Source organism: uncultured Pseudomonas sp. (genome assembly GCF_943846705.1).
Lineage (GTDB): Bacteria > Pseudomonadota > Gammaproteobacteria > Pseudomonadales > Pseudomonadaceae > Aquipseudomonas.
On the sequence record NZ_OX044366.1, the window covers coordinates 3831539 to 3846189 of the forward strand.

Annotated in this window: 14 protein-coding genes; all 14 read right to left on the minus strand. The window is 61.7% G+C overall.

Annotation, left to right across the window (positions count from 1 at the left end; all coding sequences use genetic code 11):
• Positions 1–7: 7 nt before the first annotated feature.
• Positions 8–1192, minus strand: a complete 1185-nt coding sequence (locus Q0V31_RS17785; protein WP_298189989.1) for an acyl-CoA dehydrogenase family protein — start codon at positions 1190–1192, stop codon at positions 8–10.
• Between the two features lie 10 nt (positions 1193–1202).
• Positions 1203–2384, minus strand: coding sequence for an acyl-CoA dehydrogenase family protein (locus Q0V31_RS17790; protein WP_298189990.1), 1182 nt, complete (start codon positions 2382–2384; stop codon positions 1203–1205).
• A gap of 16 nt (positions 2385–2400) precedes the next feature.
• On the minus strand, positions 2401–3285 hold the full coding sequence (locus tag Q0V31_RS17795) for an SDR family oxidoreductase (protein WP_298189991.1): 885 nt from the start codon (positions 3283–3285) through the stop codon (positions 2401–2403).
• Positions 3286–3411: 126 nt separating this feature from the next.
• Positions 3412–4563, minus strand: coding sequence for an acetyl-CoA C-acetyltransferase (locus Q0V31_RS17800; RefSeq protein WP_298189992.1), 1152 nt, complete (start codon positions 4561–4563; stop codon positions 3412–3414).
• Positions 4564–4566: 3 nt separating this feature from the next.
• On the minus strand, positions 4567–5625 hold the full coding sequence (locus tag Q0V31_RS17805; protein WP_298189993.1) for an acyl-CoA dehydrogenase family protein: 1059 nt from the start codon (positions 5623–5625) through the stop codon (positions 4567–4569).
• A gap of 10 nt (positions 5626–5635) precedes the next feature.
• Positions 5636–6802: an acyl-CoA dehydrogenase family protein gene (locus Q0V31_RS17810; protein WP_298189994.1), complete on the minus strand. Its 1167-nt coding sequence runs from the start codon at positions 6800–6802 to the stop codon at positions 5636–5638.
• 10 nt (positions 6803–6812) lie between these two features.
• Positions 6813–7565, minus strand: a complete 753-nt coding sequence (locus Q0V31_RS17815) for an enoyl-CoA hydratase family protein (RefSeq protein WP_298189995.1) — start codon at positions 7563–7565, stop codon at positions 6813–6815.
• On the minus strand, positions 7562–8677 hold the full coding sequence (locus tag Q0V31_RS17820; protein WP_298189996.1) for a nitronate monooxygenase: 1116 nt from the start codon (positions 8675–8677) through the stop codon (positions 7562–7564). The genes Q0V31_RS17815 and Q0V31_RS17820 overlap by 4 nt, the downstream gene beginning before the upstream one ends.
• The gene (locus Q0V31_RS17825; protein ID WP_298189997.1) at positions 8674–9576 is read right to left on the minus strand and encodes an enoyl-CoA hydratase; all 903 of its coding nucleotides are present in this window, start codon (positions 9574–9576) and stop codon (positions 8674–8676) included. Before Q0V31_RS17825 ends, Q0V31_RS17820 begins: the two co-directional genes overlap by 4 nt.
• The gene (locus Q0V31_RS17830; protein WP_298189999.1) at positions 9573–10382 is read right to left on the minus strand and encodes a ketoacid CoA transferase; all 810 of its coding nucleotides are present in this window, start codon (positions 10380–10382) and stop codon (positions 9573–9575) included. Before Q0V31_RS17830 ends, Q0V31_RS17825 begins: the two co-directional genes overlap by 4 nt.
• Positions 10383–10394: 12 nt before the next feature.
• Positions 10395–11270: a CoA-transferase gene (locus Q0V31_RS17835; RefSeq protein WP_298190001.1), complete on the minus strand. Its 876-nt coding sequence runs from the start codon at positions 11268–11270 to the stop codon at positions 10395–10397.
• Positions 11267–12169 carry a VOC family protein gene (locus Q0V31_RS17840; RefSeq protein WP_298190003.1) on the minus strand — a complete coding sequence of 301 codons (903 nt, stop codon included), beginning with the start codon at positions 12167–12169 and terminating at the stop codon, positions 11267–11269. Before Q0V31_RS17840 ends, Q0V31_RS17835 begins: the two co-directional genes overlap by 4 nt.
• A 232-nt stretch (positions 12170–12401) precedes the next feature.
• Positions 12402–13340, minus strand: coding sequence for an OB-fold domain-containing protein (locus Q0V31_RS17845; protein ID WP_298190005.1), 939 nt, complete (start codon positions 13338–13340; stop codon positions 12402–12404).
• A gap of 2 nt (positions 13341–13342) precedes the next feature.
• The gene (locus tag Q0V31_RS17850) at positions 13343–14554 is read right to left on the minus strand and encodes a thiolase family protein (protein WP_298190007.1); all 1212 of its coding nucleotides are present in this window, start codon (positions 14552–14554) and stop codon (positions 13343–13345) included.
• Positions 14555–14651 lie beyond the last annotated feature (97 nt).

The following is a 14651-nucleotide window of genomic DNA, read 5'->3' on the forward strand; positions in this document are numbered from 1 at the left end:
ATCATGGTTACCTGCCTTTAGCTTCTTTGGGCATGCCGAGTCCGCGCTCAGCAATAATGTTGCGCTGAATCTGGTTGGTGCCGCCGTAGATGGTGTCCGAACGGGTGAACAGGAACATCGACTGCAGACGCGTCAGGTTGTAGGGGGCGGACTCGATGATCTCCGCCTCGGGGCCTAACACATCCATGGCCAGCACCCCGAGATTGCGGTGCCAACTGGACCAATGCAGTTTGTAGACTAATGCGGAGCTGTCCGGCTGACCGGAGTCAGGACCGGAAAGCATGCGCATGGCGTTGTAGCGCATCAGGCGCAAGCCCGTGTGAGCTTCGGCAATGCGCTGACGGATGCTCGGCTCGCTGGCCGCGCCATTGCTCTTGGCGATGCGGATAATCTCGTCCAGCTCGTTCTGAAATTGCATCTGCTGACCGAGGGTGGAAACCCCGCGCTCGAAGCCGAGCAAGCCCATCGCGACCTTCCAGCCATCGCCAGGTGCCCCGACGATATCCGCCGCCACGGCGTCATCGAAGAACACCTCATTAAATTCCGAGGTGCCCGTCAGTTGCTCGATCGGGCGCACGGTGACGCCCGGCTGATGCATCGACACCAGGAAGAACCCCAAGCCGCGATGCGCCTGGGATTGCGGGTCGGTACGGGCAATCACAAAGCACCAGTCAGACTCATGGGCCAGGGAGGTCCAGACCTTCTGTCCATTGATGAGCCACTTGCCCGACGCGGCGTCCTGGGTCGCCTTGGTTCTGACATTGGCCAGGTCCGAGCCGGCACCCGGCTCGGAGTAACCCTGGCACCAGAGCTCGGTGCCAGCGACGATCCCAGGCAGGTATTGCTGCTTCTGCGCTTCGCTGCCGAAGGCAATCAGGGTCGGCCCGGCAAGCCCTTCACCAATGTGTCCGACGCGTCCTGGCGCACCGGCGCGGGCATATTCCTCGAAGAAGATCACTTGCTGTTCAATCGAAGCGCCACGGCCGCCGTATTGCTGCGGCCAGCCGACGCAGGTCCAGCCGCCTTCTGCCAGCTTCTGTTCCCAGCGTTTGCGCTCTTGCGGAAACATGTGTTCGTCACCGGGACCGCCACGGAAGCGGAGCACTTCGAACTCGCCGACCAGGTTGTTGCGCAGCCAGCCTGCAACTTCCTCGCGGAAGGCTTCGTCTTCCGGGCTGAATGTCAATTTCATCTTGGCTTCCTCAGTCCAGCAACAGGCCGGCGATCAGCTCACGCTGCGCCGCGCCGTTGCCCAGATACAGTTCACTGGCCTTGGCACGCTTGAAGTACAGGTGCACGTCATATTCCCAGGTGAAGCCAACCCCGCCATACAACTGGATGGCGTTGCCCGCGTTGAAAAACAGCGTGTCTGAGCAGTAGCCCTTGGCCATAGCAGCGGCCTCGTGCAGTTCGCTGGCGACGCGCTGATCACCGCTCGGGCTCAGCACCTCCTGGGCTACGCAGGCCGCGTAATACACCGCCGAGCGCGCCACTTCGCACTTCAGTTTCATATCTGCGGCTTTGTGCTTGAGCGCCTGATAACTGGAGATGGGCCGACCGAACTGCACCCGCTCCTGCATGTAGGCGACACTCATGTCCAGCACCTGCTGGGCGGCCCCCATCTGCTCGGCAGCCAGGCACACCTTGGCCAGGTCTGTCAGGCGGATTAGCGTCTCGGCGGCTTGGCCAGCCTCGCCCATCAAGGCCGTTGCGGGCAGCTGGACATTACTCAGGGTGAGCTGGGCCAGATGGCGGGTCTGGTCCATGGTGGGCAACCACTGACGAACAATACCGGGGGTATCAGAGGGCACCGCGAATAGCGAAATGCCCGCAGTTCCCTGGCTACCCGGTGCACGAGCGGCAATGATCAGCAGATCGGCACTGTGCCCGTCGATGACATAACGCAGCTCACCTTCCAGGCGGTAACCGTCGTTTGTCGCTTGCCAGGTGGCGGTGACAGCTTCGCAGCCCCACTGTCCGCCGCCACGCGCCGCCTGAGGCCCAGTCCAGGCCAGGGTGGCGGTCATGCCAGCGTCAACGATGGCGGGTAGATAATGCTGTTTCTGCGCCTCGGTACCCGCCAGCAGCAGGCTATTGACCCCCATGCAGACGGTGGCAAAAAAAGGCGAGCACAGCAGCACCCGGCCCATTTGCTCAAGCACTGCAGCCAGTTCAACGTGGCCCAGGCCCATGCCACCGTATTCTTCCGGGACGTTAATCGCTTGGAAACACAGCTCCTGGCAGATGCGCTGCCACAGCGCCGGATCGTAACCCGCCTCGCTAGCCATGGCTTCGCGCACAGCGGCTGAGGTGGATACATCCCGCAGAAACCCTTCCGCGGTATCGCGGATCATGTTCTGCTCGTCAGTGAAGCGAAATTCCATGGGGCTGTCTCCGAGCTTAAGCGCCGTACACGTTCTGCGCGGGTACTTCCTTGGCCAACAGCGCCTGCATCGCCTCGCCCACTTCGGCGGGTTGCCACTGCGCGCCCTTGTCGACGCCTGCGGTGGTGCGCCAGCCGTCGGCGATGGAGATTTTCCCGCCTTCGGCTTCGAAGATTCGCCCGGTCACATGGGCCGCGTCAGCACACGCCAGCCAGGCCAGCAAGGTGCTGACGTTTTCCGGCGCCCAATAATCGAAGCTGCCGTCGCTCGGCTTAGCCATGCGCGCAGCCATGGCGTCCACAGCGGTGGTCATGCCGGTACGCGCAGCCGGAGCTACGGCGTTGGCGGTGATGCCATAGCGGCGCAGTTCGGCAGCCTGGTTGAGGGTCAGCGCGGCAATACCGGCCTTCGCCGCGGCATAGTTGGACTGCCCGATAGAGCCCTGCAGGCCAGCACCGGAGGTGGTGTTGATGATGCGTGCATCGACCTTGTGGCCGGCTTTGCTCTGGTCGCGCCAGTAGTGCACCGCATGCGAGCTGATGCAGAAGTGCCCCTTGAGGTGCACCTGCATGATGGCGTCCCATTCGGCCTCGCTCATCGAGGCGAACATGCGGTCGCGGTTGATCCCCGCGTTATTCACGACCACGTGCAGGTCGCCGTAGGTTTCTATCGCCTGTTTGACCGCGTTCTCGCTGTCGGCATAGTTGCTGATGTCCGAGGTATTGACTACCGCACGGCCACCAGCTGCGACGATTTCATCGACTACTTTCTGCGCGGCGTCGCGATTGATGTCGTTGACAATCACGCTCGCGCCTTCGCTGGCGAACACGCGAGCGTGAGCGGCGCCCAGGCCACCCCCCGCCCCGGTAATGATCACGACTCTGTCGTTCAGAATACCCATCTTGCATTCTCCTGTTCTTAGCCGCACTGAACACGCCTGTTTGCGTTCGGTTCAGTACCGGCAGCAACGCTGTAATTGCGAGTGGCCGGCACCAAAAGCCATGGCCGACTCGCCGCTAAAGGCCTGTTACAGCCGTTCAATAATCGTCACGTTGGCCTGCCCGCCGCCTTCGCACATGGTCTGCAAGCCGTACCGACCGCCGCTGCGCTCAAGTTCATGCAGCAGGGTGGTCATCAGGCGTGCGCCGGTGGCACCGAGCGGGTGACCGAGAGCAATGGCACCGCCGTTGACGTTGGTCTTCGCCGGGTCGTAGTCCAGCTCTTTCTGCCAGGCCATAACGACCGAGGCGAAGGCTTCGTTGATTTCCACCAGGTCGATCTCAGCCATGTTCATGCCGGCACGTTGCAGGGCCTTGCGGGTGGCGGCGATGGGCGCGGTGAGGTGCCAGATCGGGTCGTCACCGAGCACCGTGAGGTTATGGATGCGCGCCCGCGGGGTCAGGTTGTAGCGCGCAAGCGCCGCTTCCGAGACCACCAGCATGGCGGCCGAGGCATCACAGGTCTGGCTGGATACAGCGGCGGTAATATCTGGAAACTGCGGATCAACCGGCTCCAGCGAGGCCATTTTCTCCAGCGTGGTATCGCGTGGCGTTTCGTCTACGGCCAGCCCGTTCATGGCGACGATTTCACGTTCGAAACGGCCTTCAGCGATGGCCCGCAGGGCGCGCTGGTGGCTCTCTAGGGCGAAGGCTTCCATGTCCGCGCGGCTGAGCTTCCAGTGGCTGGCAATCCGCTGAGCGGCGTAGAACTGATTGACCGGCTGGTTGCCGAAGCGCGCCTGCCAACCCTGACTGCCAGAGAACGGATCGGCAAAGCCCAGTGGCTGGCCGGCGAGCATCGCGGAGGAAATCGGAATCTGCGTCATGGTCTGTACACCACCGACAGCAATCACGTCCTGGGTCCCGCTCATGACTGCCTGCGCGGCGAAGTGCAGCGCCTGCTGGGAGGAGCCGCACTGGCGGTCGATGGTGGTGCCGGGCACATTCAGCGGCAGGCCAGCAGCCAGCCAGCTGGTGCGGGCGATGTCACCGGCCTGCGAGCCGATCGTGTCGACGCAGCCGAAAATAACGTCGTCGTACTCGTCGGCAGGAATACCGTTGCGTTCAACCAACGCCTTGAGCACATGGGCACCCAGGTCGATAGCGTGCACCTGTGCCAGGCTGCCCTTGCGCCGCCCGGTCGGGCTGCGTAAGGCATCAACAATGTAGGCTTGGGCCATGGTTTATTCCCCGAATGTGAATTGCGGGCCGATGTGGGCATCAGCCGCGAGGATGGCGGTGGCCACCCGAGATTTGTGGAAGGCGCGATCGCCCCAGGACGAGTCCAGTGCCCAGGCACGCTTCATAAACATCTGCAGGTCGACTTCCCAGGTGTAACCCATGGCGCCATGCACCTGGATACCGTGGCGCGCGGCCAGCCAAGCCGCTTCGCAGCAAGCCAGTTTGGCGTGAGATACGTACAGACCCGCGTTGGCGTCGTTGTGCGCCAGGGCATGCGCGGCGCGGTACAGCACCGGTTTGGCGAATTCGATCTTGCCGGCGACGTCGGCCAGGTGATGCTTGACCGCCTGAAAGCTGCCGATTGGCTTCTCAAACTGTTTGCGCTGCGCCGCATAGTCCACCGACAGGTCGAGCATGCGCTGGGCCAGACCCAGGCTTTGTCCAGCCACCGCCAGAGCGCCACGGTTGAGGGTCTGCGCCCAGATGGCGCGCCCTTGCTCGGCCGCCACCAGCAGGCTGTCGGCGCTGGGCGTGAAGCTCACCCGGCTCAGGCGGCGGGAGCTGTCGATACTCGGGTTGCGTTCATAGTTGATGGCCTCACGGCGCACGCCATGCACTGCGCCTTGATGCTCGAGCAGCACCACGTCGGCCAGATGCACATCGGCGATCAGCGGGTTGACACTGTGGCCAACGGCGATGCGCACGTTGCCTTCAGCGATCAGGCCGAGCAGCTCGTCACGCTGTGGCGTGCCTTCGGGCAGCGCGCTAAGCAAACCGGTGGCGACATAAGCGGTATCGGCCAGCGAATCGGGGATGGCGTAATAGCCCAGCTCCTGAGTCAGTAGCGACCAGGCGATGTCGTCCATGCCCATGCCGCCCTGCTGTTCAGGTACGGACAACGCGGTGAGCCCTTGTTCGGCCATCTTGGCGCGTAGCTCCGGAGAGCGACCGTCGTCCGTGTCCCAAATATCGCGCAGCATTTCCGGCGGCGCCTCGGTCATCAGGAAGCGGCTTATCGCTTCGCGAAAAGCCAGCTGGTCTTCGGTAAAGGTAAAGTCCATGGCGGCTTCCTCAGGCTTTCGGCAGGCCGAGCATGCGCTCGGCGATGATGTTGCGCTGGATCTCGTTGGTCCCGGCGTAGATCGGCCCGGCCTGAGCGAACAGGAAGCCTTCCAGCCAACTACCCCGATCAACAGCCTCTGGCGCATAGCCATTCAGCTCGCCGAACGGCCCAAGGATGCGCATGGCGGTTTCGTGCATTTTCAGATCGAGTTCAGACCAGATGATCTTGTTGATGCTGGCCTCGGCACCGATCTTGGCGCCTTTATCGACCAGGCCGACGGTGTGATAGGCCGCCTGGGCGTAGGCTTCGGCGCCCATCCAGCTTTCGATCACTGCATCGCGCAAACCGGGGTCGCGTTCGGCGGCCTGCGGGTTGGCCTTGTACAGGTCGACCAGACGCTTGGCGGTCTGCTGAAAACGTGCCGGTGAGCGCAGCAGCAGGCCACGTTCGAAACCTGCAGTGGCCATCGCCACATGCCAGCCCTGCCCTTCGGCACCCAGCAGGTTGCCTACCGGCACCCGCACATCATCAAAAAACACTTCGGCGAAGGCATCCTTGCCGTTCAAGGCCTTGATCGGCCGAACAGTAACGCCGGGGCTGTTCAGGGGAACCAACAGGAAGCTCAAGCCATGATGGCGGCTGCTCTTTGGATCGGTACGGAACAAGCAGAAAATCCAGTCGGCAAAGGTGGCCCGGGTGGACCAGGTTTTCTGACCGTTGATCACATACTCATCACCGTCGCGCAGCGCCTTGCTGCGGATAGCCGCCATATCAGAACCGGCGTTCGGCTCCGACCAGCCCTGCGCCCACATATCCTGGCTGGAGGCAATGCGCGGCAGAAAGTAGCGCTTCTGCTCTTCACTGCCGAACTCCATCAGGGTCGGCCCGAGTAGCAGCTGGCCATTCTGGTTGACCCGCATGGGCGCTCCAGCGGCGTAGTACTCTTCCTCGAAGATCAACCATTCGGTCAGGTCGCAGCCGCGACCACCCAGGTGTTCAGGCCACATGACCATGGACAGCCGGCTTTCGTACAGTTTGCCTTCCCAGGCGCGATGTTCCTCGAAACCTTCGCGGGTGTCATAACTGGCCAGTGGTTGGCTGGGTACATTGGCCTGCAACCAGGCGCGCACTTCGGCGCGAAAGGCTTTTTGCTTGGCGGTATAGGTCAATTGCATGGCTGGGTTCTCAGAAGCTGGCTTCGCGCTTTTCGACGAAGGCGCGGCGGGTCTCGGCGGAGTCCGGCAAGGTGTAGGCTTCCAGCGTGAAGCCCTGCTCCCAGCGGTATTTGTCTTCTAGGTTGCCGTCCTCAATGCCGTTCAGCGCTTCCTTGGCAATACGGATCATGGCCGGGCTCTTGGCGGCGATGCGGGCAGCGATTTCGCGGGCAGTGGCAGCCAGCTCATCGCGCTCAACCAGCCGCTCGATAAAGCCGTACTGCATGGCGTCCGGCGCGGTGACCGTCTCGCCCGTGAAGAACATGTAGCGAACCTTTTGCACCGGGAACAGGCGCTGCAAGTGCGCACCGCCACCCATAGCGCCACGATCCACTTCCGGCAGGGCAAAGGTGGCGCAGCGCGATGCAACGACGATGTCCGCCGCGCCAGTCATGCCGATGCCGCCGCCCAGGACGAAGCCGTGCACCGCGACGATCACCGGCACCGCGCAGCGATGGATGGCTTTGAACGTGGCGTAGTTGCCCGCGTTGACCTTGACGATCAGCTCGGGATTGGCATCCAGTTCCTTGATGTCGACGCCAGCGCAGAAGCCGCGGCCTTCGGAACGGATGATCAGCACGCGGACAGCCTCATCGGCGCCGAGTGCGTCGATCTGTGCGGCCAGTGCCAACCACTCTTTACTGTCCAGGGCATTGACCGGCGGCTTGTTGATCACCAGCTCGGCAATGCCCTGATTGATGTCCACCTTAAATGCGCTGCTCATGATTGGGCTCTCTCGTGTTGGTCGGCGGCTTGCTCCGCCTGGGGTTGTTGCATGCGCTGGCACAGGCGCTGCAGACAGGCCTCGGCCTCGTCGGCAATTTCCCGGATCAATTCTTCACAGCTCAGCAGGCGGTCAATCGCCGCGGCGACCTGACCGCTCGGCAGGATGCCCTCGTCAGGAAAACCATCGACCATCGAACGCTGTAACAACACCGGCTGGTTGGCCGCCATAATCACCTGGGACATGGCGCTCGGATCGTCCTGAAACGCCTTGAAAAAGGTCTTGAGCATGTGCCCTGTGGTCATCCCGGTTTGCGCCTTCCACTTACGCGCACTGTTCAGGGCAATCCACAGTCGGCCCATTGGCCCCGCCGCTTCCAGTTTGTTGATAAAAGGGTTTTCGACCATCCGATGACGCATGCCATCGACCGCCAGGGTGACGCGAATCTGTTGGGTATCGCGGGTCGCCAGATAGCGCTGCAAGGTGGCAGCTGGCGTCGGCGAGTCACTGCTCATCATGAAGCGGGTGCCCATGGCGATGCCTTCAGCACCCGCGGCCAACGCCGAGGCCAAGCCGCGCCCAGTCGAGAAACCACCGGCAGCAATGACCGGCACATCGACCGCCGCCAGCACCTGCGGCAGCAGGATGGTGGTCGGCACGCCGCCGGTATGGCCACCGCCCTCGCCACCCTGGATGGTAATCATGTCGGCACCCAGCTCGACCGCTTTGAGCGCGTGTTTCAACGCGCCTACGGTTGGAATGCACAGGACCCCGGCGTCTTTGAAGCGTTGGATGGTGTGCTTGTCCGGGCCACGCCCGTAGCTCACCGCCCGCAGCCGGTACTGGATCGCCAAGTCGACGCACTGCGCGGCGTTTTCCTGGAACATGTGGAAGTTCAGACCGAAGTTGCTGCTGCCGGTGGCGGCAATCACCTTCTGGATCTCAGCCTCCAACTGCTCCGCGGCGATGGTCGCGCCGGCCAGAAAGCCGAAGCCTCCAGCGCGGCTAGTGGCGATCACCAAATTGGCGTCGGAGACCCAGCCCATCGCCGTCTGAACGATCGGATAACGGCAGCCCAATGCGGCTGTCAGACGTGTCTGCAGCGCGCTCATGACTTCTGCTCCCCAGTGGCCTGAGCCTTGTTCGCAGCGGCCATCGCCTTGCCGTCGAAGCCGCCCAGCTTGTCGCCAGAAACCTGTTCGTTGTGCACGTGGGCAAAGTGATGCCAGGCAAATACAGCGTCCATCCCGGTGCGTTTGCCCTGCAGGTCTTCAATGTGGTTGACCGCCTGCTTGGTCAGCGCCAGGCCCATGCGCGGCTGCTGGGCAATGCGTCTCGCGATGTCTAGAGTTGCGGTCTCCAGCTCGGCACGCGGCACCACCCGATTGACCATACCCAGCTCATAAGCACGGGCGGCCGGCATGCGGTCGCCGAGCATGAGAAACTCCTTGGCAATCCGTGGGTGCATCTCGAACGCGTGGGCGAAGTACTCCACGCCAGGGATCCCCATGCGCACCACCGGATCCTGAAAGAACGCATCATCGCTGGCGACGATCAGGTCACAGACCCAGGCCAGCATCAGCCCGCCGGCGATACAGCCGCCCTGGACCATGGCAATGCTCGGCTTGGGCATCTCGCGCCAGCGCCGGCACATGTTCAGATAAACTTCTTGCTCACGCACATAGAGGAACTCACCACCGGGTTTATTGGTGTGATCCCACCACAAATGCTTGTGCTCGAAGGACTTGGTTACATCCCGTCCTGGGGTGCCGATGTCATGCCCAGCGGAGAAGTGCTTGCCGGTGGAACACAAGACGATGACTTTGACCTCATCGTCATTGATGGCACGGCGAAAGCAATCGTCAAGCGCGTAAGTCATTTGCGAGTTCTGCGCATTGTTGTACTGCGGGCGACTCATGGTGACGATCGCCACGCCCTGCTCTACTCGGTAGGACACCGGCTGTTCGGTCTCGTAGACCGCGGTATCCTCACGCTCGACGAATTCGCTCATCCCCGCACCTCCTCGGCTGTACGGATACCCGCCGGATTACCCTTGAGCTGCTGTGCACGCAGGTTATGCGGGTCGAGTCGGGCGATCAGCGCCAGTTGCTCGGCCGTTGGCGCCGCAGTCTCGCCCAGGTTGTCGACCTTGAGCAGCGGGAAACCGGTGCGCTCTTGGACCAACTGGAAATCCACCCCGGGATGCAGCGACAGCACGCGCGCCGCATGGTCCGGACCGTTGAAGTCCATCACGCAGAGGTCGGTGATCACCTGGCCGATACCCATCAGGTCATTGCGCATCCCCGGTGCCCAGCGCTCGGGGTTGAAGCCGACACTGGAGACCATGTCCACTTCATTTTCGACGAACACCCGCTTGCTGTGGTTGGGGATAAAAAACGAGTTCAAATGGTTGATGCTGTTACCCGGCAGACCGCGTACGCCGAGCATCGCCACCTTGGGTTTGGCGTAATCACCAATAACTGACAGGTTGCACTGCGCCCAGCGATCTACCTGGGTAGGGCCGATCATGGCGTGGCGGCAACCGCGCCAAACACAGTCGAACACCCGCTCGAAGGGCATGTAACCAGAATACTTGGGCACATAATCACCGCGCGGGCCTACCGGAATCGGCTCCTCGACCAGGAATGCCTCGCTGTCGGTCATCAGCAACTCGGGGCTGTGGCTTAGCTTCGCCAAACTGGCGCCCAGGCGCGGAATGATGCCCAGGCCCGAGGCAAGCACTTCGCCGTTATCGCGCCAGGCTTCAGAGGCAGCTACGATCATCAGTTCAGCCAAGCTGAAAGGGGTGGAACTCATGGTCTTTACTCCTCAGAACGTCGGCATTGGCAGGTTTGCCATACGCTCGGCACCGCCGTTGCGCTCGCAATATTGGGCTTCACTGCAGTGCACATAGGTTTCCAGGTAACGCTGCCAGCCGTTGTCTTCACTGGCGCTAGCGCTGTAGTCTTTCAGGTGCTGCATGTCCCAGCCATAAGCTGGGCCGCAGGCGGTAGGGTGCGCACCCAGAGGTGCCTCAATAACCCCAGTGACCATGGAGCGCTCAAACCCGCCGAAGCGTGCGGTGGCGGCATCCACGGCCAAGCAGTCCTCCACCACTTCGGCGGAAACGAAGCACTTTTGCGCGGCACGCGCCATGTGCTGATCGAAGTACACGTCGTTACCCGTGATCAGCGTGTTGCCCAGGCGATCGGCACGGTTGACATGGACAAAGGCGACATCCAGGTTCAGCGCCGGCATGGCCAACAACACCTCGCCATCGGCGTAGGGTGAGCTGATCAGTTTCAACTCAGGGTTGTGGGTCAATACGTCGGTGGCCAGACCCGCACGTGCTGGTAGAAACGGCAGACGCATAGCCGCGGCCTTTAGGCCCCACTGAAACAGGCCTTCGTCCAACTCCATCACATCCAGGGTGCCGGCCTCACGTACCTTGCGAAAGTAAGGTTCCAGTGGAATGGCATCCATGGTGGCGAAACCGAAGATCAGCTTCTTCACCTTGCCTGCCGCACACAGCATGCCGACCTCTGGACCGCCATAGGCGACCACGGTCAGGTCCTTCACGTCGCTGCGCAAAATCTCGCGCACCATCGCCATCGGCTTACGCCGCGGCCCCCAGCCACCGAAACCGATGGTCATGCCATCACGTAATTGGCCCACTGCATCCGCAGCGGTCATCAACTTATTCATTGCTGTTGCTCCTGACGGCCAGCATTGAAGTCATGCCCCCAGATGCTGACTTTGGTGAATTCAAAGGCTGTGTGGTTATTCCAGTCGACCTGCAAGCCACCCCAGCCGAACTCCAGATCGAAGCCCGAAGGGGTTTTCATGTAGAAGGACGTCATACGGTCGTTGAGGTGCTGACCCAGGGTCGCCGACAGCGGCACACCATGGGCCAGACGCCGGTCATGGGCGCGGCCGACTTCGGTCATCGAGTCGACCTCGACCATCACATGCACGCACTTGCTCGGCACGTCGTACTCGGCAATGGCCAGGCTGTGATGCCGAGCATTGGCGCAGTGGAGGAAATGCAGGCGGATCGGCGGGGCATTCGGATCAGGGCGGAAATTGAACAGGTCGGACGTTTCGAAGCCCAACACCTCACGGTAGAACGCCGCGCACTTGTCGAAGTCAGGTGCTGGCAGCACGGTATGCCCCAGCCCCATATCGCCGGTGAGAAAGCGCGGCACACCCTGGGGCGAAATAAAGGGCGCACAATCTGACAAATAGCCCCACGTCAGCTCATGGCGGTTGCCAGCGGGGTCTTGCAGCAGCGCCGCCTCGTTAACCCCGCGCTGAGCGCAGAAGGCTTTATCGGCCAGGCGATACTCCACGTCACAGGCATCCAGCTTCGCCAGCATCGCATCGAAGGCGCTTTTGCCAGCCAGCTCCCAGCCAGAGGCCAGGTAACGGTTGTCTTCGCCTTCGACGACCAAGATGCGGAACGGGCGCTCGTCCATCTTCAGATAGAGACCGCCGCCGGGGGCAGGAGAAGTCATCATGCCCAGCACGTTCTCGGCGTAATGCTGCCACTTTTGCACATCATCAATCTGCGCCACGAAATAGCTCAGTGCCCGAATCTCACTCATGCCGTAACTCCTCATCCACTGGCTTGATAGCTTGCAGAGATTGTTACGCGCAGACCTGGCGCATTCATCGTCCGTTGAGACTAAAGGAATTGGGGCTTGTGGCGGGGGGGCAAAAACCCGGCAAGAGCCCGGCAGCAGCGCATGACTGCAGGCAAAAAAAAAGCCGTCCATGGTTGCCAATGGACGGCCAAAATCTAATTTACAGCGACAGACACAGCACCAAAAAAACGCATTACATATACAGAACCACCAACTCATTGATCACCGCTGGGCGCTCCTGCCCAACGACGTGAATATTGCACTCCAGGATCATCTGCGTGCCGCGTGCCAATACCTCGACCGACTTGACCCGCATGCGCGAGTGCAGCAGCGAGCCGGCCGGTACCGGACTGGGGAAGCGCAGCCGCTCGGAGCCATAGTTGACCATATTGGTGAACCCTGTGACCTCGAAACCGAGCGGCACCTGCATACGTGACATCAGTACCTGCACCAGCGCACCGTGGGCAATGGTGCCGCCGAACGGGCCTTCCTTGCGCGCACGCTCGGGGTCCGTATGAATCCAGTAATCGTCGCCGGACAGGGCCGCGAACTGATCGATCAAGGCTTGGTCCACCAGGATCTGGTTGCTCCAGCCACTGAACTGCTCAGAGACCAGCGCCCGCAAGGCGTCGATATCTTTCACGGCGATTTGCTGCTTGGCCACCCCGCTCTCCTGAGCCGGGGCCGCTGGCGCTTTTAGCACCTCATCACGCGACTCCAGCGCAACATCGCTGCCGGTGTAGCGCAACAGCATGCTGCCGTCGGCTTTGACCCGCGCCAAGACCGGCTTGACGCGCATTCCCACCTTGAGCTGCTCGGGGTCGAGGCCCACCAGGGTGGTATTCATCCGCACCCCCTGATCCAACTCCACCACCGCCAGGATCTGCGGCTCGGCACTGGCAAACTCGGGCAGTGTTGGCACTCGCGCCACGGTATAGGTGTACAGCGTGCCCGCCCCGGAAACCGCTTTCCAGGTCAACTGGTGCGACCAGCAATGGCTGCAATGACGGCGCGGGTAAAAAACCCACAACTGGCAGGCGTCGCACTGCTGCAACATCACCTGACCTTGCTTGAGCCCTTCCCAAAAGGGTGCGGAAATCGCCGTCGGCAGCGGCATTGGTTTATTGCTCATGCTCAAGCCCCCTGAAGAATCAATGCGCCCTGCTCGCTCATGACACCACCGGTGCCAGAGACGAACACCTGATCGCAGACTTTGAGCTGGCGATCACCGGCCTTACCTGCGATTTGCTGATAGGCCTCAATCACCTGCGAGAAGCCACCGGCCGAGCCTGCTTGACCGAAACTGAGCTGACCGCCGTGGGTGTTCATCGGGAAGTTGCCCTTATAGGTCAGGTCGTTTTCCAGAATGAAGCGCATCCCCTCGCCCTTGGCGCAGAAACCTGCATCCTCGAGGCTGAGCAGCACAGTAATGGTGTAGCAATCGTAGATCTGCGCCGCATGCATCTGCGCCGGCGTCAGGCCAGCCATGGCAAAGGCGCTGCGCGCCGCCGGGCCGACGGGGGTCTCGGTCATGTCAGGCGAATAGCTCGGCGATTTATAACCGAGCCGCTCACCGAAGCCGGTCACGCAGGCCGCGCGCCCCTTGGCTTTGGCCGCCAACTCCTTGGACGCGACAATCACCGCCGCGCCACCGGCCACCGGCATGACAATTTCAAGGATGTGCAAGGGATCAGCGACCATCTTGCTGTTGAGCACATCCTCGATGCTCAGGGTCTGACCGCGGAAGATCGCATCCGGGTGAGCCTGGGCATTGAAGCGCTGATCCACGGCGATTTTGGCCATGGCCCGCTGGTCGTAACCATACTGCGCCGCATAGCGCTGAGCGATCATGGCGTAACCGGTGTTCTGCCCCATATGCCCGTAAGGCAAGTCAAACTCGGCTTCCGGTGCACCATACTGGGTGCTGTGCCCACCAAAACGCATGGCCCGCGCCATGGCTGAGGGATCATCATCCGGGCCGAACGGTGCCATGCGCTGCGGGATAACACAGAGCACTGCCTGACAAATACCCAGCTCAATCGCGGCAGCCGCTCGCCAGATCATGCCCACGGCCGTGGTGCCGCCCAGATCGACGACCTCGGCGAAGTTCAGCGCGATGCCGAGATACTCGGCAGCCATGGCCGGCACAAAACTTGAAGCCTCATGGAAATGCGGCCCATTAATGCACAGGCCATCGATATCACTGGCTTTAAGTCCGGCGTCAGCCAAGGCCTGCGCAGCCAGATCCGCCACCTGCTCGAGATGGAACATCTGTGGCGCAGTGGCGTATTTTTCCGGTTTGTATTGCGCGGCGCCAACAATGGCCGCAGTCCCCTTCAAACCCATGGTGAGCCTCCAGCAGGCGATTGCACTCGGTTGTCCTGCATTCTTATTCGCTACTTACTGCACCTCATCGTCCATAAGGCCTACACCGGCATTTCTC